Raw genomic sequence first — 20728 nt, 5'->3', positions numbered from 1 at the left:
CGTGAATGTGTGGTCAGGTGGTGACGCGCCAGCGCGAGAGCCGACGTTCGATCAGGACCAGAATCGCGTTGATTGTCAGACCCAACAACGAGATCGCGACGATGCCCGCGTACATGTTCGGGATCTGGAAGTTGAGTTGTGAAGCGGTGATCAGATACCCGAGACCGGCTTTGGCCCCGACCATTTCGGCGGCGATCAGCACGAGAATCGACGACGCGGCTGCCATGCGGATACCCGTGAAGATCGTGGGAACAGCGGCGGGCAGAACCACCTTCTGGAACAGCCGAATCGAGGAGAACCCCAGCGAGGCAGCGGACTTGATCAGCAGGGGGTCCACTGTTCGCACACCGGAGATCGTGTTGAGCAGAATCGGGAAGGTGCAGGCGTAGATCACCAGGGCGATCTTCGATTCCTCACCGATTCCGAGAATCAGCACGAAGACGGGAAGCAGAGCCAAGGCTGCTGTGTTGCGGAACAATTCGAGAATCGGGTTGAGGAAGTCGGAGACCGGGCGGTACCAGGCGATCGCGATTCCCAACGGAATCGCGATCGCGATGGCCACGAAGAATCCGGTCAGCGCACGCGTCAGACTGGCCGAAACATGCTCTTGCAATTGTCCGTTCTCGGCGAGAGTGAAGAATGCGGACACAACTTCGGTGAAGGGCGGGAGGAAGACCTTGTCCACCAGCCCGAGCCGAGGTGCCGCTTCCCAGATCCCGAGGAAGATCGCGATCGCAATCGACGGCTTGGCAATCCGCCAGGCGGTGGAACGAATGTAGCGCGCCGCCTTGCCGCCGGCCTGGCTCCGCTGCGCAATGTCAGGTGTTATGTCGGCCAACGGTTTCGGGGTGGCGACCACCTCCGGCGTCGCCAATGCGCTAGACATGTGCAACCTCCTTGGCAGGATCGAGTTCGCCGGCCCGAGCGCGCTCGACTTCACCGTGCAGCAGCGTCCAGATCCGGTGCCGGAACACTCGGAACTCCTCACCTGATCGCACGTCGTCGCCGGACCGGTCGATGTCGATGTCGACGATCGTCTTGACGCGCCCCGGCCGCGAAGTCAGTACTGCAACACGTTGCCCGAGGTAGATGGCCTCGTCGATTCCGTGGGTGATGAACAAGATGGTCTTGCCGGTGGCCTTCCAGATGCGCAGAAGCTCGTCCTGCAGCGACTCTCGCGTCTGTGCGTCCAGCGCAGCAAATGGTTCGTCCATCAGCAACACTTCGGGGTCGAATGCCAGGCTGCGGGCGATCGCGACTCGCTGCTTCATTCCACCGGACAACTCGTGCGGATAGCGATCCGCGAAACCTTGCAGACCGACCAGTTCGAGGTAATGCTCGGCGAGCTCGCGTCGCTCGCTCTTCTTCACGCCCTTCGCTTCGAGTCCGAACTCGATGTTGTGACGTGCAGTTCGCCATGGAAGTAGCGCGTATTGCTGGAAGACGATTCCCCGATCCAAGCCTGGGCCCGTGATCTGCTTGCCGTCCAGAAGGATTCGACCGGAAGTGGGCGAACTGAGTCCTCCGAGGAGGTCCAGCAGAGTCGACTTGCCGCAACCACTCGGCCCGACGAGGACCAGGAACTCCCCCGGCGCCACGTCGATGTTGATGTCCTCGACCGCGGTGAAAACTTCGTCGGTCCCACGAATGTCGAACTGTTTGGTGACGTGCTCGAGCCGTAGTTTCGGTTCTGTGCTCATTTTGCTGCCTCCAGTGCCTGTCCGTCAGCGCCGCTGTCGGGTGAATACGTTCCGTTGGCGTACGGGTTGAATTCGTTGGTGTAGATGTCCGACGGCTTCAACTTTCCTTCTTCGAGTTCGCCGTTACGGGTGAGCCAGTCGATCCACGTGCTGATCTCGGTATCGGTGATCGTTCCGCCGGGGCCGGCGACTCCTGGGCTCTTCCAGTAGCTGATGAGCTTGGTGTCCTCGTTGCGTCCGCGGCTGTTGATGATCGACGTCAGCTTCGCGACCACTTCTTCTCGTGGGTGTGTCTGCGTCCAGCGGATGGCCCTCGCTGTTCCCTGCACGAAATCGGCGACCGCCTCCTTGTTCTGCGCGATGTAGTCGTCACGGAACACCAACGTGCCGTAGGTGAACGAGCCGAACAACGATTCGTCCGTGAACAGCTCGCGAAGGCCACCACGTTCGAGCGCGGAGTCACGGAAGACCGAGCCGAGGGTGGCGACGTCGATCTGTCCCTGCCGCAAAGCTTGTTCCGTGTTGACCGGCGGAACCACGATCAGTTCCACCTGCTTGATCTCGTCCGGTGTAAGCCCCTCCCGCGCAAGCCATTCACGCACGACGAACTCGTGGTGCGCACCGAGGGTGTTCATCCCGACCTTCTTGCCGATCAGGTCCTTCGCCGATTTGATCGGACTGTCGTCGAGAACGTAGTACCCGTTGAAGCTCTCCTTGTCGGAGCCGTAGTACCCGATGACCGAGGTGATCGGTGAACCCGCGGAAGCCAACTTCACCACCGCCCCGTTGAACGCTCCGCCGAACTCGGTTTGACCGGTCGCTGCGTTCTGAATGCTCTGAGGGCCGCTGGTCGTATCGCCGATCCAGTTGAGCTCCACGTCGTTGAAGTAGCCGAGGTCAGCGGCCAGTTCGGGGTAGATGACCTGTCCGGTGCTGCCCTCGTACCGCAGGACGGTCTTGCCGTCGGCGGTCTTGACCACTTCGTCGGAGGAGCCCGAGCAGGCAACGGCAAAACTGGACAGAGTGACAAGAGCGACGACCGCGGCTACCGAGCGCGCGAAACGAGGGCGAATCATGAAGTTGCTTCCTGTAGAAGATGATTGGTTCAGTTCTCGGCTACACCTGTCCGGAGCGCCGTGTGCGGCGCTCGGCACAGGCAGGTGTGGGGAATGTCAGTTCAACGACAACAGTTGAGCGACATGAGCGGGAAAGACCGAAACACGTGAGACTCCAATGAATGTGCAGACAGGATCGAGCCGTGAGCAGTGCCGAAACCATACGTCGGCACCCACTACCTGGGTCAACGGTTACATTCATGCCGGATTTAATGTGTGAGGTCCGTATCATGAGGGCATGCTTTCGCCGACGACTGCGCAGGACTTCGAGCAACACCGTGGCCACCTGACGTCGGTGGCCTACCGTCTCACCGGAAGTTTCAGCGACGCTCAGGATGCGGTGCAGGAAGCGTGGATACGGCTTCAAGTTGCCGAAAACACGCGAGGCGACGAATTGCAGATCCGCGAACTGCGCGGATGGCTCACCACAGTTGTCGGCCGAATCTGCCTCGATCATCTCAAATCGGCCGCGGTCAGAAGAGAAAGCTATGTCGGACAGTGGCTTCCGGAGCCGATCGTCACGCCCGTCGACGCCACCTCGGGCACACCCTCAGCGACACCCGATCCGCTGGAGTACGTCGTGACGCAGGAACAGAATCGTTTTGCTGCCCTCGTCGTCCTGGACACCCTTACTCCCGCTCAACGCGTTGCCTTCGTCCTGCATGACGGCTTCGACGTGCCCTTCGCCGAGGTTGCGCGCATCCTCGACATCGAAGTAGCCACTGCCCGTCAGTTGGCCTCGCGGGCCCGTAAAGCCGCAGCGTCGGCGCCGGCCCCGGTCAGTAGCGAGGAGCATGCTGCTGCCGTCGAGCGATTGGTGACGGCTATCGCGAGTGGAGATCTGAACGCCGTGATAGGTGCACTCGATCCCGATGCCGTCCTGATCGGTGACGCAGGCGGAACTACCCGCACGGCTGTCAACATTGTGCGCGGCAGCGATCGTGTCGCGCGGTTCTATCTGGGATTGGCCCGCAAGTACGGACCGGCAGCGGTGTTCTCGATGTCACCGGTTCTCGTCAACGGACAGCTCGGCGGTGTATTCGCCGGCTCACCGGGGGACGACCAGTACCCGCAGTTCGCCGCTCGCGTTGCCGGCTTCACTGTCCGCGACGGAGTCGTGTGCGCGGCCTACGACATTGCGAATCCAGCCAAGTTCAGCGCTGTGCCGATGCTCGATCACACCGAACCCGAACGCAAGTAGCGAGACTCCCATTCCTCGAGGTGTGATCTGGACACCTGCGTGCCGAACCACAGTCGGTGCAGTACATCCGATCCCAGATGATGCAATTCGGTGTGCGTCCTCCACTGCTGCGACGCCCACTCGGGTTCGTTGTGGGCGGCGTCGATCCCGGCCATCGCGCTACCTCGCAGTTCGAAGTCCAGGTCCCGACGAAGCTCCGAAAGCTCCGACCAATTCGCCTGTGGTGCATAGTGCCTCGCGCGAATTTCGGTCAGCAGCTTGAACAGGACGCTACCCGCCCGCTCGTCGACCCAGATCAGAGTGCGTCGATGCGCACCGCGCCCCACCGTCCACAGGACCACCAACGCCACGACGACGCCGATTGCCGTCTCGAGCATGCGGCTGAGGATCAGATGTCGGACGGTCCCGTGCGCACCACCGGCCGCGCCGAGGAGAATCGCGAGGGCGGTGATGAAGATGACGGCTATCCCGTAATTCCGCACCAGGAACAGCTCGATCCCCGCCATCAGGACTGCAAGTACCGCCACCAACCACAGACCGGTCGGACTCCAGGAGTAGATGGCACCCAACAGAATCAACCCGAGGACGGTCCCACCGATGCGGTGGATTCCGCGATAGGTGCCCAGTATTCGATCCGGTCCTTGATGAAGGACCATCGCCGCGGCGATCACCGCCCAGTCCGGGCGATCGATGCCGAGCAGGACGGTGAGGGTTCCCGCCGCCATACAGGCAATGGACAGCCGAAGTGCCGTCACCGACGCTCGGCTGGACGGATTGCAGGCGCGGAGGAACCGATATCGGATCGTCGGGTCGGGCAGAGGCGGGTGGGCCCCGACCTCGTCGACGTCGAACGCGGGGTCCGCCATGAGCTCCGGATCGTGGTCGTCGGAGATCGCTCTGGCCATCGAGATCTGCGCTCGTTCGAGTTCACGGGTCAACGGGTGGTCTTTCCCGACGATTGCGCCGCGGTAAAGGCACTGCCACGCGTCGTGCAGCCGAAGTGCTGCAGCGTGGCGTTTGTCTCGCGTGAGTTCGGGTGGGGCGTACCTCGCCTGAGCGTCCGTGTACTCCGCAACGGCCGAGACGGCTGCCTGTACAGCGCTGCGTTCGACAGCTCTCGGTGCCCACAGGATTCCCGTCATCGAGACGACCACCGCGCTGATCCCACCGATTGCCGTCCACATCGCGACCTCGACCGGCGGCTGACCGGGAGTGGCGATCACGGAACTGATCTCGGTGGTGAGCAACAGAAAGAACGCGCCCGGTGGACCCAATCGAAGCGCGTCGACGGTGAAGGCGCAGGTCGACACCACGACGGCCATGATCAGCACGACAAAGACCAGCAGCACCGTCGGCGCTCCCTCAGCGATGGCTCGGTGGACGGGCTCACCCACCGATGCCCCGACGAAGGACAGGATCGTCAGCGCCGTCGCAGCGATACCGACTGCCTTCCACCTGCTCCGGTACGGACGACCCTCACCGTAGATCGATGCAAATGCACCGAGGCCGACCAGGAGCGAAGCAGACCCGAATCCGAGCAGTGTGGCGATGGCCGCCGGAATCGCCAGGGCTAGGGCGACGCGAACCGCTCCGGGGTACCTGTTTCCCACCGGCGGCAATCCGAACAGGACGCTGCGCGCCGGCCGCGGAGCCGGGAGGTTGGACTCGTGACCCGCTGATGTTTCTTCGGGGTCCACTGCCCATCCTTCGCGCCGGCCTGTTCGTGTCTGTGTCCTCCCATTCTTGCGGGCGGCCGACGTGGAATTCGAGGCGGGTCCGGAGGTCGATTCGACCACCCCTTTATTGACACTATGTCAACAGTGTGGATGATAGGTGGAGTCGGATCCGCTCGCGGGTCGCACTTCATCGATCGGGAGAATCACGATGACGCAAGGATCTACCGCAACCCGGACCGCAGAACGACGGTCCCCGTGGATGGACGACGAATTGGAGGCCGTGGCCGACCTGGCAAGGAACTTCTTCGCCAAACACGTCACACCGCATCAGAAACGCTTCGCGTCCCAAGGTTTTCCCGACAAATCCGCATATCGAGAACTCGGGGCGCTCGGGCTCGCCGGCATGTCGATCCCCACCGAGTACGGCGGCGGAGGAGGAACTTTCGCGCACGACGCCGTGCTGTTCCACGAGCAGGTCATGGCGGGTGATCATTCACTCCAACTCGGCGTGCACTCGGGAATCGTGCCGCACTACCTCAATGCCTACGCCGATCACGAGCACAAACTGCGCTGGCTACCGAAGCTGGTGAGTGGCGAGTGGGTGGGCGCAATCGCCATGACCGAGCCCGGCACCGGATCCGACTTGCAGAACATCACCACCCGAGCCGTCCGCGACGGTGACGACTATCTGATCAGCGGCGCAAAGACCTTCATCTCCAACGGTCGCAATTGTGATCTGGTGATCATTGCCGCCAAGACCGATCCCAGCCTCGGAGCGCGTGGAGTGTCGCTCATCGTGGCCGAGGTCGATGACAACACACCGGGTTTCGAGCGCGGGCGAATACTCGAGAAGGTCGGACAGAAGGGCCAGGACACCACCGAGCTGTTCTTCGACCGCTTGCGGGTGCCTGCAACAAACCTGCTCGGGGACCGCGAAGGCACAGGGTTTGCCCAGCTGATGCAGCAGCTACTGCCCGAACGATTGATCTGCGGAGTTGCAGCCACTGCGGCAATGGAGCGTGCAGTCGCCCTCACCGTCGAGTACACCAAATCCCGAAACATGTTCGGGCAAAAGCTCTTCGATCTGCAGAACACGCGCTTCGAACTTGCCGAGTGCGCGTCCATCGCTCGTATCTCACGAACGTTCATCGACGACTGCATCGTCAAATACCTTGCCGGGCAGCTCGATGCGACTACCGCCGCGATGGCCAAGTACTGGCTCACCGATCAGCAGTGCGCCGTGATCGACCGCTGCGTGCAACTACACGGCGGGTACGGCTACATACTCGAATATCCCATCGCTCAGATGTATGCCGACGCTCGTATTCAGCGAATCTACGCCGGATCGAACGAAGTCATGAAGGACCTCGTGGCGAGATCACTCTGAGCAATCAGGAATCCGCCTCGCACGCCGGCAGAACGTCACGCACGATGGCGAGCAAACTGCGTACCAGCAGAAGGTGCACCTGTTCGCGGTCGAGCGCTCCCGTCACCAACCACTGCTTACTGGCAGCCTTCGCCAAGCCTCCGTACGCCACGATCATCGAATGAACAGCAGCCTCGCTGCCTTCACTCGGTCGAATCTCGAGCGCATCCATCATGCGTCGCGCAGCAACGTCGTCAGCATCCTGCAGGATCCGATCCATCTCGGGATCACGGCGGAGGTCGTCGGACATGACTGTCGAGATCCACATGTCGCGATGACGCCAGGCGACGTCGAGCCACCGATCGATCACGGCGCCGATCCGCTTCTCCTGGCTCGCCGATCGCGGAATGCGGTCCACCGCCACTTCGGGAATGAAGACGAACCGCCGCACGACGTCGAGATACAACTCCCGCTTGGAGCCGAAGTAATGATTGAGCAGCGGACGTCCGACCCCAGCCGCCTTGGCCAACTCGGTCATCGAGACGTCGGCAAAAGACTTCTCCTCGAAAACCTTTGCCGCGCTGACAATGATCTGCTCACGCCGGTCTTCGGGACCGAGACGCCTTCCGCCTGTGGCCGACGCGGACGTCATTCTTTTCTCGCGGGCGTGCTGTTGACCGTCGCCTGCGCCTCGACCATGAGCGAAATGTGCTCCACCAAACGCTTTCGAGAGATCTTGGAGGACGGGGTGTGCGCCTGATAGATGAACGCGAGGGCACCGAACAGCCCCACCGAATTGAGTTCGGAGTTCGCGGAGTCGGTTGCCTCGCCGCCGTACATCAGCTCGAGCGACGCGGAAATCGGATTCGTGAACTCCGCCATCAATTCTCGCCCTCGATCCCACAGCGCAGGTTCCGCCTGGGATTCGACGAACATGATGCGTCCACGTCGAGGATCTTTGAATACGTAGTTGGTGAAGGCCTTCACCACGTGGCGGATCAGGGCCGACGGTTCGGAAGGCGCCGCCTTGAGAGCGTCCAGAATAGTGTCACGCGCACCGAGAACGACCTCGTCGAGCACTGCGACCAGCAGTTCGTCACGGTTGGCGAAGCTCTCGTAGAAGTACCGTTCGGTCAGCGCGGCCTCGCGGCAGGTCGCACGCATGGTCGCGGCGGCCGCTCCCTCGGTGCCCATGATCTGCAACCCGGCTTCGATCAGCTGTGTCCGGCGCGCGGCGCGGCGATCTTCCGGTTCCTGCCCACGCCACCTGCGCGGGCCGGTGCGCCGAGCCTCGGTATCCGTCATGTCCCCATGTTCTCACTGACCGGCAGCGCTCTCGACCTCAGGTTATCGCGGCGACCTCCGCAAGCGAACTGACATCGCCCGATGTCAATCAGTTGAATTCTGACATCAACCGCTGTTGACATCACTTGATGTCAGACTTACTCTTCGTTCAGTTGTTCACGCACCAATCAGGAGGCGTCACACATGGTCGACATCGACCCAACCTCGGGGCCATCGGCCGGTGACGAGGAAACTCGAACTCGCCGAACACGAGTCGTCGTCATCGGAGCCGGTTTCGGCGGCATCGGAACGGCTGTCCGCTTGAAGCAGTCCGGGATCGACGACTTCGTCGTTCTGGAACGTGCCGCGGAGCCCGGGGGAACCTGGCAGGTCAATACCTACCCCGGTGCACAGTGCGACATCCCGTCGATTCTGTACTCGTTCTCGTTTGCGCCCAATCCGAACTGGACGCGGCTGTATCCGCTACAGCCCGAGATCTACGACTATCTCCGGGATTGCGTCCATCGCTTCGGACTGGCCGGTCATTTCCACTGCAACCAGGACGTGACAGAAGCTTCGTGGGACGAGCAAGCCCAGATCTGGCGGGTACACACTGCGGAAACCGTGTGGGAGGCACAGTTCCTGGTCGCGGCCACCGGCCCGTTCAGTGCCCCCGCCACACCCGACCTTCCCGGGCTCGAATCGTTTCGTGGTCAGATGTTCCACACCGCGGACTGGAACCACGACCACGACCTTCGCGGTGAGCGGATAGCCGTGGTCGGCACCGGCGCCTCTGCGGTGCAGATCATCCCCAGACTGCAACCGCTCGCGGACACGTTGACCGTGTTCCAGCGGACACCGACGTGGATCCTGCCGCACCCGGATCAGCCGATGACCGGCTGGCCGAGCGCTCTCTTCGAGCGGGTGCCGCTCACCCAACGACTGGCACGCAAGGGACTTGACCTGCTCCAAGAAGCCCTGGTGCCCGGATTCGTGTACAAGCCGTCACTGCTCAAAGGGCTGGCCGCACTCGGCCGAGCACACCTTCGCCGGCAGGTGCGGGACCCGGAGCTTCGCGCAAAGCTGCTCCCCCACTACGCATTCGGATGCAAGCGTCCGACGTTCTCGAACACCTACTATCCCGCGCTGGCGTCACCCAATGTGGAGGTGGTGACGGACGGAATCGTCGAGGTGCAGGAGCGCGGAGTCCTCACCGCGGACGGCGCCTTCCGGGAAGTCGACACCATAGTCATGGGAACCGGCTTTCGTATGGGAGACAACCCGTCGTTCGACATCATCCGGGGCAAGGACGGCCGCAGCCTCGCGCAGACGTGGAACGGCAGTGCCGAGGCCTTCCTCGGCACCACCATCAGCGGGTTTCCGAACTTCTTCATGATCCTCGGCCCCAATTCCGTGGTCTACACCTCGCAGGTCGTCACGATCGAAGCGCAGGTCGAGTACATCGTGAGCTGCATTCTTCAAATGGACGAGGGCGGCATCGGCAGTATCGACGTCCGGGCAGACGTGCAGAGAGAGTTCGTGCGCGCGACCGACCGCCGACTCGCCACCAGCGTATGGAACGCCGGCGGGTGCAGTAGTTACTACCTCGTCGACGGCGGCCGCAATTACACCTTCTATCCCGGATTCAACCGATCCTTCCGCACCAGGACCAAACGAGCCGACCTCGCTCACTACGCGCAAGTACAACCCGTCTCGTCCGAATCACTCACCACTGCCCGAGAAACCGTGAGGAGCCGATAATGCTCGGCATCAACGCCTTCCGAGGCACACCCGTCGTCGCACCGTCCGGCGCGCGCCGCTACACCGACGAAGCACATGCGATCGCCGCCCGTGACGTCGAATTCGACTGGGACGGCGTACCACTGCATTACGTGCCGAACGAACCGATGGTCACCCACGTCATCAACTTCATGCATCTCGTGTTGCCCGAGGGAGAGCGGGCCATGTCCGCAACGCTCGCCGAAGCGCTCCCGCTCATCGAGGACCCCCGCCTGCACGAAGAGGTGGTGGGATTCGTCGGCCAGGAAGCAACACACGCGTCGTCGCACAAAGGTGCACGCGAGCATCTTGCGGACCTCGGCATGGACATGAAACCGATGTCACGCCGGATGGACTGGCTCGTGGACAAGATATTGGGCGACAGAGGATTGACCGGAAAAGCCAAGCACGCCTGGCTCTGTGAACGTCTCGGCTTGTTTGCCGCGATGGAGCACTACACGGCGGTGGTCGGGGAATGGCTGCTCACCGATCCCGCCCTCGAAGATGCCGGCATGCACCCGACGATGCTCGACATGGTCAAGTGGCACGGCGCCGAGGAAGTCGAGCACCGCAACGTGGCCTTCGACGCCTACATGTACGTGGACGGTAGCTACGCCCGCCGCGTTCGCACGGCGCTGCTCGCCAGCTTCACGTTGTTCGTGTTGTTCATCGCCTCGATGAACTACCTCTTCCGGCAGGACCCGTCGAAGGCGAAGGGCCGCCTGTGGCCTCTGCAACTGATCAGCGCCACTCGCCGCGGCCTGGTCCCGAACATGAAATTCCTGATCACCGAGATTCCTCCGTATCTGCGGCCGAGCTTCCATCCGTCCCAGATCGGGGACATGGACGTAGCCATGCGCTACCTCGCTCGCTCACCTGCCGCCAATCGTTCTTCCGAAAAGAGTGAAGGATGAACAAGACGACTGCCGACCGTCCTCACGACGCACAAGACTTCACACCGACCCGGTCGTTGAGGATTGCCGCACAGGCGACGAGCGCATACCGTCGAATCTTTGCGTCAAGTCCTGCAGCGCAGATACTTTCGCGTCCCAACCCGGTCCGCTACAGCGGATTCGACATGACGCTGGACGTGAAGTCCGTCCGGTTCGAGTGCGCAGACGTCCTGAGTGTCACCTTGACCCCGAGGGAAGGAATCACCCTGCCGTCGTGGATTCCCGGCGCTCACCTAGACGTCATTCTCCCCTCGGGAAGGCAACGACAGTATTCGTTGTGCGGAGACCCCGACGACTTGACCTCGTATCGGATCGCCGTCCGGCGGATCGACGAGGGCGGGGGTGGCTCCCGCGAGATACACGAGTCGCTGAAACCCGGAATGGTTGTCGACGTACGAGGGCCGCGGAATGCATTTCCTTTTGTCACTGCTCCGTCGTACCTCTTTGTTGCGGGCGGAATCGGGATCACTCCGATACTTCCCATGGTGCAACGCTGTCACCGCCGCGGAGTCCCGTGGCGATTGGACTATCTCGGACGAACTCGGGCAGCTATGCCATTCCTGAACGAGATCGAGGAGTATTCCAGCGGCCGGGTAACCATCCGACCCGACGACGAGCTGGGTCCGACGGATATCGGAACACTCGTCGCTGCTGCGGATCCAGGTGCCGCGGTGTACACGTGCGGACCGGTTCCGCTGATGAACACGGTGCGTGCGGCAACTTTCGCCGCCAACCCGACCGGATCGGTGCACAGCGAGAGGTTCTCCCCACTCCCGGTAGTCGACGGCAAGGAGTTCACGGTGCATCTGGCGCGCACCGGTCTCACCGTCGATGTGGGCGAGTCCGAAAGTGCATTGGCTGCAATACGACGCGTACTTCCCGGAGTAGCGTATTCATGCCAACAGGGCTTCTGCGGTACATGCAAGGTCCGGGTGCTCTCCGGGACCGTCGAGCATCGAGACACCCTCCTCACCGAATCCGAACGTACTGGTTCGATGTTGACCTGTCGATCACGTTCCACCGGTGGGTCTTTGGTGGTGGACCTGTGAAGGGAAAATTCTCTCTTTCTGCGGCCGACGCAGCCTTCATCCGCTCCGCTCCGCTGGTGATCACTCACCGGATCGAATCCGAAGCGACATGTGAAAGCTTGTGGCAGACGTTGACCTCGGACGGAGCGCTCACGTCGTGGGCGCACGGGATCACCGGAGCCGACTGGACCTCGGACAGACCATTCGGCGTCGGGACTACGCGAACCGTGCGAGCCGGCGCTTTTGCTGCACTGAACGAGCGATTCTTCCGCTGGGACGAGGGGCGCCGGATGTCGTTCTACGTGGAGTCGGCGTCACTTCCGGGGTTCAAACGCTTCGCTGAAGATCTGGTGTTGGAACCGACTTCGACTGGCAGCCGCCTCACCTGGACGTTCGCTGTGCAAGCGCAGCCGTGGTTCGCCCCCATTCTGACTCTGTCCCGACCGATCCTCCAACGAGTCACCCGCGGCTGGGCCGACGGCGCCGTCCACCACACACTTCAAGGAACTCCACGATGACGGCGACCGAGATCGACACGACCACACAGGCGTCCGACGACACAGTGACACAGGCTGTGCGCGACGCCCGTACTGCTTCCGAATGGTGGGCAGAACTGACATTCGAGCAACGCGCTCGTCGACTGGATCGGTGGCGAGGAATCATCGCTCGTCGCGCATCCGAACTCGCCGACGTCGTGCACCGGGACATGGGCAAGCCGCACCCTGACGCGATGCTCGAAATCGCCATGGCACTCGAACATCTCGCGTGGGCGTCGAAGAATGCCCGAAAGGTATTGGGCAGGCGCAGCGTCCGCTCCAGTTTGTTGACGGTCAATCAGGCCGCCTCGGTGGAGTATCGACCGCTCGGGGTGATCGGTGTGATCGGTCCGTGGAACTATCCGGTCTTCACCCCACTCGGTTCGCTCTCGTTCTCGCTGGCGGCAGGCAACGCCGTGGTCTACAAGCCGAGTGAGTTCGCACCGGCAGTCGGGCAGTGGTTGGGCCGCGCCTTCGCCGAGGTCGTCCCTGAACATCCTGTGCTGCAGGTCGTCACGGGCGATGGTTCGGTCGGCGCGGCACTGTGCCTGGCCGGTGTCGACAAGATCGGGTTCACCGGATCGACCGCGACGGGCAAGAAAGTCATGGCAGCGTGCGCCGAGACCCTCACACCGGTGTTGATGGAATGTGGTGGTAAGGACGCGCTCATCCTTGATGCCGACGGAAATGTCGGTGCCGCCGCGGATGCTGCGGTGTGGGGAGCATTGTCCAACTCCGGTCAAACCTGTCTGGGCGTCGAGCGTGTATACGTGCACGAACATGTCTACGGCGAGTTTATCGACAAGACAATCACTTTGGCTGCCCGAGTTCATGCGGGTCCGGGTGCCGAAGACAAGATCGGTCCGATCACCATGCCCTCGCAAGTGGCTGTAATCCGGCGCCACATCGACGACGCGATGTCGCGGGGTGGACGTGTCGTTCTCGGAGGGCTCGGCTCGATCTCCGGCCAGTACGTGCAACCGACCATCATGGTCGACGTCCCCGAAGACAGCCTCGCCGTCACGGAGGAAACTTTCGGCCCGACGATGACGATCACCAAGGTCGCCTCGATGGACGAGGCGGTGGAGTTGGTCAATGCGTCGCCATACGCATTGGGAGCAAGCGTGTTCGGCAAGGACGGAGCGGCTGTTGCCGATCGGCTCCGATCCGGAGGAGCGTCGGTGAACTCTTACGTGATGTATGCCGCGGTTCCCAACCTGCCACTGGGTGGGGTCGGAGCATCTGGTTTCGGACGCGTTCACGGCCCAGATGGTCTGAAGGAGTTCACCTACGCTCGTTCGACGACTCGGCAACGATTCCGTTCGCCCCTACCACTGACGACGTTTCGAAGGACCGCCCGAATCGACTGGCTGGTCAAGGTTCTCATCCGCGCGCTACACGGAAGGCACTGAAGCAATGACGGGACGCTTGTCCGCAATTGCGGGAACAGTCCGCGATCTGGGCATTCCACTGCCCGGACGCCGACTCGACTACGACGTCGCCGGGAAGGTCGTACTGATCACCGGTGGAGGCGACGGTATCGGTGCAGCGCTGGCGCGCACTCTCCACCGGCGTGGGGCCACCGTGGCACTGGTCGACGTCAACGAGAGTTCATTGGCAACGGCCGAGCGCTCATTCGAGTCACAGCGAGTCGTGACGGTGACGGCCGATGTCCGAGATCGGGACGGCATGACCGCAGCCGTGCAAACGATCATCGAGCAGCTGGGCAGAATCGACGTCGTAGTGGCCAACGCCGGAATCACCCCTCCCCCGGCAACATTGCGCCAGATCGATCCCGACGCCTTCGATCGTGTGCTCGACGTCAATCTCACCGGCGTCTTCAACACCGTGCATCCGACCATCGACGAGGTGATCCGCAACAGTGGGCACATCGTCGTCGTGTCATCGGCGGCGTCGTTCGCCCCCGGTTTGGGCGGCGCTTCGTACATGATCAGCAAGGCTGGGGTCGAAGCGCTCGGCCGGGCGCTGCGTCTCGAGGTTGCCGGCTACGGCGCTACTGCCGGCATCGCGTACTTCGGGATGGTGGATACACAACTTGCACGCGCCACACTCGACGACGACGAGATCGGCCGCAAACTCGACGCTCGACTACCCGGTCCCCTCCGTCATCGAATCTCCCCGGACAGTGCCGCCACCGTGATCGCCGACGCGATCGCTCGCCGCGCCGCCCGAACCCTTGCCCCCGCTGCCTGGGAACCCTGGGCGTGGGGACGCGGATTCATCAATGTCCTTGCCGACGGTTACCTGGCAAAAGACAAACAGGCACACGACCTGATCCGCGAACTCGAAGACAGAACCACCGCTGCGGCCCCGACGAATGCATCAGCCCTGACAAAGGCATCCAGGAGAACATCATGACTACGTTGTGTGCAGCCTTCCAGCGAGTGTCGGCGGTAGCGCCCGACGCGGTGGCTTTGCGAGACATCGGCGATGCGCGAACACTGACGTGGCGCGCGTACGGCGAACAGGTTCGCGATGTTGCCGCGGGATTGGCCGGAATCGGCGTGGGACATGGCGATACGGTTGCATTGATGATGAGTAACCGCATCGAGTTCTACCCGATCGACGTCGGCGCCCAACACCTCGGCGCGACGTCCTTCTCCATCTACAACACGTCGGCACCCGAAGCCATCCAGTACATCCTCGCCAATTCCGGTGCGCGAGTGCTCGTCTGCGAGGCCCAGTACGTGGATACCGTTCGCCGATCCGGTGCCACACTCGACACGATCGTGGTCGTCGACGCGCAACCGTCTGCCCAGCAGTCCGGCACCCTGACGCTGGAGCAGATGAAGTCCTCTGCTGCCGCCGATTTCGATTTCGAGAGCACCTGGCGTGCGGTGAAACCGAACGACGTCGCCACGTTGATCTACACCTCAGGCACGACCGGCAACCCCAAGGGCGTCGAGACGACTCATGCCTGTCTGTTGTTCGAAACCACCGCCGTCAGTGCTGTACTCCCCGTCGAGTTCGGTGACCGCATCACCTCGTACATGCCGTCGGCGCACATCGCCGATCGGCTCACCTGCCTGTACATGCAAATGGTGTTCGGCACCCAGATCACTGTCGTGCCGGATCCGAGCCAGGTAGCGGCTGCGCTTCCGGACTGTCGCCCCACGATCTGGGGCAGCGTCCCCCGTGTGTGGGAAAAGCTGAAGGTTGCAGTCGAATCGGCCGTCGCCAACGAACCGGACGACGCGCGGCGAGCGGCATTGCAGTGGGCACTCGACGTCGGTCGCACTCGGCTCGCACACTTGCGAGCCGGTGAAACAGTCCCCGCCGAACTGGAAGCGGACTACGCCCGAGCCGATGCAATGGTCCTCTCCGCTCTGCGTGCGAAACTCGGTTTTGCCGAACTGAAGTGGGCCATCTCTGGCGCCGCACCGATTCCGCCGGACACCTTGGCATTCTTTGCAGCCCTGGGAGTTCCGATCTCGGAGATCTGGGGAATGTCCGAGCTGACATGCATTGCGAGCACCGCACCGGCCGAGCCGACCAAGCTGGGAACGGTCGGAAAGTTGCTTCCAGGCATGGAAATGCGCATCGAGGCGGACGGTGAGCTACTGGTTCGAGGACCGTTGGTCATGAAGGGGTACCGCGGCGAACCGGCAAAAACGGCCGAAGCGATCAGTGCAGACGGTTGGCTTTCGACCGGAGACATCGTCACGGCTGACGCAGACGGATACCTCACGGTGATCGATCGCAAGAAGGAGCTGATCATCAATGCGTCGGGAAAGAACATGTCCCCCGCTGCCATCGAGACCGCAGTGAAGACGTCGTCGTCGTTGATCGGTGAGGTCGTGGCAGTCGGAGACGGCCGAAAGTTCAACACAGCGTTGATCACTCTCAGCGCCGACGCCGCGGTCGGAGCGGCACGCTCACTGGGACTTGCGGCCGAGGCCGCGGTACTCGCCAAGGACGCTCGGATCGTCGACATCGTTGCAACTGCTGTCGCCGAGGGAAACTCGCGTCTGTCGAGGGCCGAGCAGATCAAGCGGTTTCACGTACTCACCACGTTCTGGGAGCCAGGCGGCGACGAGCTGACACCGACGATGAAGCTCAGGCGCAAGCCGATAGCCGAGAAGTACGCGTCCGAAATTGCAGCCCTCTATGCGGATTCGGTCGTAGAGGACGTCTACGAGCCTGCGCCCTGCGCATAGATCAGCGTCTCGGTGGCCTTGACCACAAACGTAGCGGCCGATCCCGGAACCAGATCGAGCTCGGCCGCTGCGCTCGCCGTGATGTCGGCAGACAAGCCCGGCTGGCCGGCTTCGTCCTCGGCTCGGACTCGGACGACATCGCCTCGGTTTTCGATCTCCGCGATCGTGACCGCAAACGCGTTTCGTGGGCTCCCGTGAGGCGGATCCAGGTAGACCGACACTGCTCGCGGCTCGAAGACTGCCACGGCGGCACTGCCGGCCGGTAGGTCGGTCTCCGTCTGGCCCGCGATATCCACCCCGACCGGACTTCTGAGCATTCCGTCTCCGGCCATCGTGCCGCTGCGCAAGTTGATCCCTGCGATGCGTGCTGCAAATGCACTACGCGGGCGAGTCAGAACTGTTCGTACGTCACCACGTTCGACGACCCGGCCGCCGTCCAGCACGACAACGGTGTCGGCAAGGGCCAGCGCATCCAGAGCGTCGTGCGTGACGAGCACGGCCGTGCGATCTCCTGTTCGGAGCACTCTACGCAGCAACGACCGCAATGCCGGGGCGGAGGCGACGTCGAGCGCAGACATCGGTTCGTCGAGCAGGAGTAGTTCGGGTTCAGCAGCCAATGCCCTCGCCACTGCGACTCGTTGCGCTTGACCGCCGGAGAGCTGTGACGGCTTGCGGTCAGCCAATTCGGCGGCGTCGACTGCGTCGAGCCAGTGGCGCGCGGAATCGGCGGAATCGCGACGCGACCGCCCTGCACTGCGCGGCGCGAACGCCACGTTCGCGGCCGCACTGAGGTGGGGAAAGAGAAGTGCCTCTTGCGCGAGTAGAGCAGTGCCGCGCCGATGCGGCGCCAACGCGACTCCCCTACCGGTATCGGTGAGAACGCGAGAATTCAGTTCGATCAACCCACGCCGCGGGTGATGTAGTCCGGCAACCGCCGCCAGTACCGTCGACTTGCCTGCGCCGTTCGGTCCGAGGACAGCGGTCACCTCACCGGCCGCGACGTCGAACGTCGCAACGACATCGCGCTCCGGAATCTCGATGTCGACGTGGAGGCCACTCACAACGAACCCGCCGATCCGCGTCCACGCACCGCAACCACGATGACCACCGCGACTACGACCAACACCAGCGAAAGCGCTACCGCTGCATCCGGATCGGTCTCACGCTGGAGATAGATTTCCAACGGCAGGGTACGCGTGACCCCTTGCAGACTTCCCGCGAACGTCAGCGTTGCACCGAACTCCCCCAGTGCGCGAGCGAAAGCCAGCACTGCCCCTGACACCAGACCGGGAAGCACCAGCGGCAAAGTCACCCGGCGAAGCACGGTGGTCGGGCGGGCTCCGAGCGTCGAGGCTACAGCCTCGTATCGTGTGCCCGCAGTGCGTAGCGCACCTTCGAGGCTGACGACGAGGAACGGTAGCGCGACAAACGTCTGCGCCAGGACCACCGCGGTTGTCGAGAATGCTATCTGGATGCCGAGCACTTCCAACTGCTCACCGATCAACCCTTTGCGCCCGAACGTGTACAGCAACGCGATACCGCCCACCACTGGCGGCAGAACCAGCGGGAGCAGAATCAAGGATCGAAGAACGGACAGTCCCCGAAAATGACTGCGCGCCAACACCGCGGCCATCGGTACCCCGAACAGGATGCACAGCAGCGTGCTCATTGCCGCTGTCTTCAAACTCAGTTTCAACGCGGCAACCGACGATTCGGAAGTCACGAGTTCCCAGAACTGCGACCACTGCACGGTGGCCAGCATCGCCGCCAAGGGCGCGATGACAAACGCCCCGCCGATCAGCGCGGGAAGGTAAATCCATACCGGCAACCCGAGCGGGGCTCGGGCTGACGGTCGTAGGCGTGTCACGGAGCAGCGAATCCCGCGTCACCCAGAACTGCCAAGCCCTTGGGGCCCTTCACGAGATCGACGAACTTCGTTGCCGTTTCCGAATTCTTCGAATCCTTCAGCACCGCAATCTGGTACAGGTTGACCACCGTGGTGGCTTCCGGGAACGCGACGGTCTGAACCTTGTCACCAGCGGACTTCGCGTCGGTGACGTAAACGATGCCGGCATCGGCCTGCCCGGACGTCACCTTGTTGAGAACGTCGGTCACCGACGAATCTTCGCTGACGGGCGAGAGGGTCTCGCCTGTGGCCGTCTCGACCTTCTTCGTAGCCGCGCCACAAGGGACCTGCGGAGCGCAGATCACCAGTTGCGTCCCCTCCTTTGCCAGATCGGCGAACGACGCGATGCCCTTCGGATTGCCCGGCGGCACAACAATCGTCAAGGTGTTGCTCGCGAAGTCCGAGGGCGACCCCGCGACGACGCCGGCGTCGGTGGCCTTGGTCATGTTGGCGGCGTCAGCCGAGGCGAACACGTCAGCCGGTGCGCCCTGAGTGATCTGAGCGACGAGGTCCGAGGACCCGGCAAAGCTGAATGTGACCGATGAACCGGGGTTCTCGGACTCGAATTCCTTGCCGAGTTCGGTGAAGCTGTTCTTGAGTGACGCCGCTGCGAAGACGGTGATGCTTCCCGTGGCACTATCACTCGAAGTGGTTGTGGTCGGAGCGGCCGACGACGTCTCCGACGAAGAATTGTCGGAGGAACTACAACCGGTCACCAGGGCAAGCGAAAAGGCACCTGCTGCAACAAGTCCGACTACACGCTTCACGAATTTCCTCCAGTATGTTCAAAAACTACGGCGTTTCCACGATGACCGTGGTGGCCTTCACGATTGCGACTCCGATACTCCCGACCTCGAGTCCGAGCTCCCGAACCGCGTCGGTACTCATCAACGAGACGACAGTGAAGGGCCCACACTGCATTTCGACCTGAGCCATCACCTTGTCGGTGACGACCTTGGTGACGAGGCCGGCGAACCGGTTGCGGGCCGAACTCGCACCCGTGAGCGGATCGGCCGGTGCGGGTCCGGCGTTGGACCGGGCGAAGCCCGCCAGCTCGGCACCGTCGATGACCTTGCGGCCGGAGTCGTCCGTCGTCGCGGTGAGAAGCCCACCGTCGACCCACCGCCGGACGGTGTCGTCACTGACACCGAGCAGGCCGGCAGCTTCGCGGATTCGAATGTTGGGCACCAGGTGATCGTAGGTCGCAAGTGCGGACCTAACAAGCCGGAATGCTCCGCAGATGCGTGAACTAGTCAATCATGATCACGTATCTGCGGAGCATTGTCGATAGTTGCCGTAGACGAATCAGCGCATCATTCTTCTGCCCAGGGCACACGGCAGGAGTCGGTGCTGAACCCCTGCTCGGTAATCCCCAACGCCGAATACATCCGGGCGCGCATGTTTTCGAGCCCGATCTGATAGGTCAGTTCCACGACGCCCGCTCGCCCGAACCTGCGCTCGAGATCCGCGACCTGTTCGTCCGTCACCCCGTTCTCCCCATGGGGGTCACCGGTCATGGCGTCGGCGTAGGCGATCGCGGCCCGCTCGTCTTCGCTGTACTTCGATGAATCCCGGTAGTTCGCGATCTCTTTCAACTTGTCGATGTCCAAACCGTCCAAGCGCGAGAGCATCGTCCCGAAGTCGACACACCACGAGCAGCCGACAGTCCAGGCGACGCGATAGACGGCCAGTTCACGAATGTTCGACGGCAGCACCTTCGACGCCTTCTGCACAGCCATTTCGTGGCGGGCAGCCGCTACGAACAATTTCCGATGGTTGGCCAGGACGGCAAAGGGCTCGGGGACTTCGTCGTACTGCCTGGCGGCGAATTTGTATGCCACTTTGATCAACGGACTGGCTTCTGACGGTGTCACTGCGGGAATGCGAGTCATGGCAAGCCTCCGTATGTTCTGGGGCACCGGATTCGATGCTCTCTACAGAGTTGGACGATGGCGGCGATTCAAACGTGACAAGCACCGCGTCCGAGCGGATGTGAGGATGCGGTG

The 20728-nt window shown here is 62.5% G+C and carries 20 protein-coding genes; 9 read left to right on the top strand and 11 right to left on the bottom strand.

Annotation, left to right across the window (positions count from 1 at the left end; translation table 11 throughout):
* Nucleotides 1–13: 13 nt before the first annotated feature.
* The 3 genes from ABH939_RS03415 to ABH939_RS03405 are packed head-to-tail and all read right to left on the bottom strand — an operon-like array spanning nt 14 to nt 2776.
* Complete coding sequence (locus ABH939_RS03415) at nt 14–886, bottom strand: ABC transporter permease (RefSeq protein ID WP_083056879.1); 873 nt, start codon at nt 884–886, stop codon at nt 14–16.
* Entirely contained in the window at nt 879–1700 is an 822-nt protein-coding gene (locus tag ABH939_RS03410) for an ABC transporter ATP-binding protein (protein WP_003940477.1), read from the bottom strand. Before ABH939_RS03410 ends, ABH939_RS03415 begins: the two co-directional genes overlap by 8 nt.
* Complete coding sequence (locus ABH939_RS03405) at nt 1697–2776, bottom strand: ABC transporter substrate-binding protein (RefSeq protein WP_007733528.1); 1080 nt, start codon at nt 2774–2776, stop codon at nt 1697–1699. The genes ABH939_RS03410 and ABH939_RS03405 overlap by 4 nt, the downstream gene beginning before the upstream one ends.
* A gap of 277 nt (nt 2777–3053) precedes the next feature.
* Between ABH939_RS03405 and ABH939_RS03400 the strand changes: the two genes are divergently transcribed.
* Nucleotides 3054–4016, top strand: coding sequence for a sigma-70 family RNA polymerase sigma factor (locus ABH939_RS03400; protein WP_404649328.1), 963 nt, complete (start codon nt 3054–3056; stop codon nt 4014–4016).
* On the opposite strand, the gene ABH939_RS03395 is transcribed toward ABH939_RS03400, so the two are convergent.
* A complete protein-coding gene (locus ABH939_RS03395) occupies nt 3992–5713 on the bottom strand; it encodes an FUSC family protein (protein ID WP_064074069.1) in 1722 nt (573 codons plus the stop codon). The genes ABH939_RS03400 and ABH939_RS03395 overlap by 25 nt on opposite strands.
* 187 nt (nt 5714–5900) lie before the next feature.
* Between ABH939_RS03395 and ABH939_RS03390 the strand changes: the two genes are divergently transcribed.
* Nucleotides 5901–7079 carry an acyl-CoA dehydrogenase family protein gene (locus ABH939_RS03390; RefSeq protein WP_047271188.1) on the top strand — a complete coding sequence of 393 codons (1179 nt, stop codon included), beginning with the start codon at nt 5901–5903 and terminating at the stop codon, nt 7077–7079.
* A 4-nt stretch (nt 7080–7083) separates the two neighbouring features.
* On the opposite strand, the gene ABH939_RS03385 is transcribed toward ABH939_RS03390, so the two are convergent.
* Together ABH939_RS03385 and ABH939_RS03380 are read right to left on the bottom strand one after the other, a co-directional pair.
* The gene (locus tag ABH939_RS03385) at nt 7084–7710 is read right to left on the bottom strand and encodes a TetR/AcrR family transcriptional regulator (protein ID WP_030535343.1); all 627 of its coding nucleotides are present in this window, start codon (nt 7708–7710) and stop codon (nt 7084–7086) included.
* Nucleotides 7707–8363, bottom strand: a complete 657-nt coding sequence (locus tag ABH939_RS03380; protein ID WP_404649327.1) for a TetR/AcrR family transcriptional regulator — start codon at nt 8361–8363, stop codon at nt 7707–7709. Before ABH939_RS03380 ends, ABH939_RS03385 begins: the two co-directional genes overlap by 4 nt.
* A gap of 183 nt (nt 8364–8546) precedes the next feature.
* Between ABH939_RS03380 and ABH939_RS03375 the strand changes: the two genes are divergently transcribed.
* The 7 genes from ABH939_RS03375 to fadD11 are packed head-to-tail and all read left to right on the top strand — an operon-like array spanning nt 8547 to nt 16816.
* On the top strand, nt 8547–10103 hold the full coding sequence (locus ABH939_RS03375; protein WP_054782246.1) for an NAD(P)/FAD-dependent oxidoreductase: 1557 nt from the start codon (nt 8547–8549) through the stop codon (nt 10101–10103).
* Nucleotides 10103–11035, top strand: coding sequence for a metal-dependent hydrolase (locus tag ABH939_RS03370; RefSeq protein ID WP_151098130.1), 933 nt, complete (start codon nt 10103–10105; stop codon nt 11033–11035). The genes ABH939_RS03375 and ABH939_RS03370 overlap by 1 nt, the downstream gene beginning before the upstream one ends.
* The gene (locus ABH939_RS03365) at nt 11032–12123 is read left to right on the top strand and encodes a PDR/VanB family oxidoreductase (protein ID WP_007733536.1); all 1092 of its coding nucleotides are present in this window, start codon (nt 11032–11034) and stop codon (nt 12121–12123) included. Before ABH939_RS03370 ends, ABH939_RS03365 begins: the two co-directional genes overlap by 4 nt.
* Complete coding sequence (locus ABH939_RS03360; protein ID WP_007733538.1) at nt 12120–12620, top strand: SRPBCC family protein; 501 nt, start codon at nt 12120–12122, stop codon at nt 12618–12620. Before ABH939_RS03365 ends, ABH939_RS03360 begins: the two co-directional genes overlap by 4 nt.
* On the top strand, nt 12617–14050 hold the full coding sequence (locus ABH939_RS03355; protein WP_047270965.1) for an aldehyde dehydrogenase family protein: 1434 nt from the start codon (nt 12617–12619) through the stop codon (nt 14048–14050). Before ABH939_RS03360 ends, ABH939_RS03355 begins: the two co-directional genes overlap by 4 nt.
* A gap of 4 nt (nt 14051–14054) precedes the next feature.
* Entirely contained in the window at nt 14055–15017 is a 963-nt protein-coding gene (locus ABH939_RS03350; protein WP_404649326.1) for an SDR family oxidoreductase, read from the top strand.
* Nucleotides 15014–16816 (top strand): fatty acid--CoA ligase FadD11, encoded by a 1803-nt coding sequence (gene fadD11, locus ABH939_RS03345; RefSeq protein ID WP_063315895.1) that lies wholly within the window; start codon nt 15014–15016, stop codon nt 16814–16816. Before ABH939_RS03350 ends, fadD11 begins: the two co-directional genes overlap by 4 nt.
* Here fadD11 and ABH939_RS03340 read toward each other — a convergent pair.
* From ABH939_RS03340 to ABH939_RS03320, 5 genes are all read right to left on the bottom strand, one after another.
* Entirely contained in the window at nt 16792–17877 is a 1086-nt protein-coding gene (locus ABH939_RS03340) for a sulfate/molybdate ABC transporter ATP-binding protein (RefSeq protein ID WP_007733546.1), read from the bottom strand. The two genes, fadD11 and ABH939_RS03340, sit on opposite strands and share 25 nt — an antisense overlap.
* On the bottom strand, nt 17874–18683 hold the full coding sequence (locus tag ABH939_RS03335) for an ABC transporter permease (RefSeq protein ID WP_007733547.1): 810 nt from the start codon (nt 18681–18683) through the stop codon (nt 17874–17876). The genes ABH939_RS03340 and ABH939_RS03335 overlap by 4 nt, the downstream gene beginning before the upstream one ends.
* Nucleotides 18680–19489 carry a molybdate ABC transporter substrate-binding protein gene (modA, locus tag ABH939_RS03330; RefSeq protein WP_065351300.1) on the bottom strand — a complete coding sequence of 270 codons (810 nt, stop codon included), beginning with the start codon at nt 19487–19489 and terminating at the stop codon, nt 18680–18682. Before modA ends, ABH939_RS03335 begins: the two co-directional genes overlap by 4 nt.
* Before the next feature lie 25 nt (nt 19490–19514).
* Nucleotides 19515–19910: a molybdopterin-binding protein gene (locus tag ABH939_RS03325; RefSeq protein ID WP_003940157.1), complete on the bottom strand. Its 396-nt coding sequence runs from the start codon at nt 19908–19910 to the stop codon at nt 19515–19517.
* A gap of 125 nt (nt 19911–20035) precedes the next feature.
* The gene (locus tag ABH939_RS03320; RefSeq protein ID WP_007733549.1) at nt 20036–20614 is read right to left on the bottom strand and encodes a carboxymuconolactone decarboxylase family protein; all 579 of its coding nucleotides are present in this window, start codon (nt 20612–20614) and stop codon (nt 20036–20038) included.
* Nucleotides 20615–20728 lie beyond the last annotated feature (114 nt).

It is taken from the genome of Rhodococcus sp. 27YEA6 (assembly GCF_044908235.1).
Lineage (GTDB): Bacteria > Actinomycetota > Actinomycetes > Mycobacteriales > Mycobacteriaceae > Rhodococcus_F > Rhodococcus_F qingshengii.
Note: the sequence above shows the minus strand (reverse complement) of the source record. Positions and strands in the feature narration are given on the sequence as shown.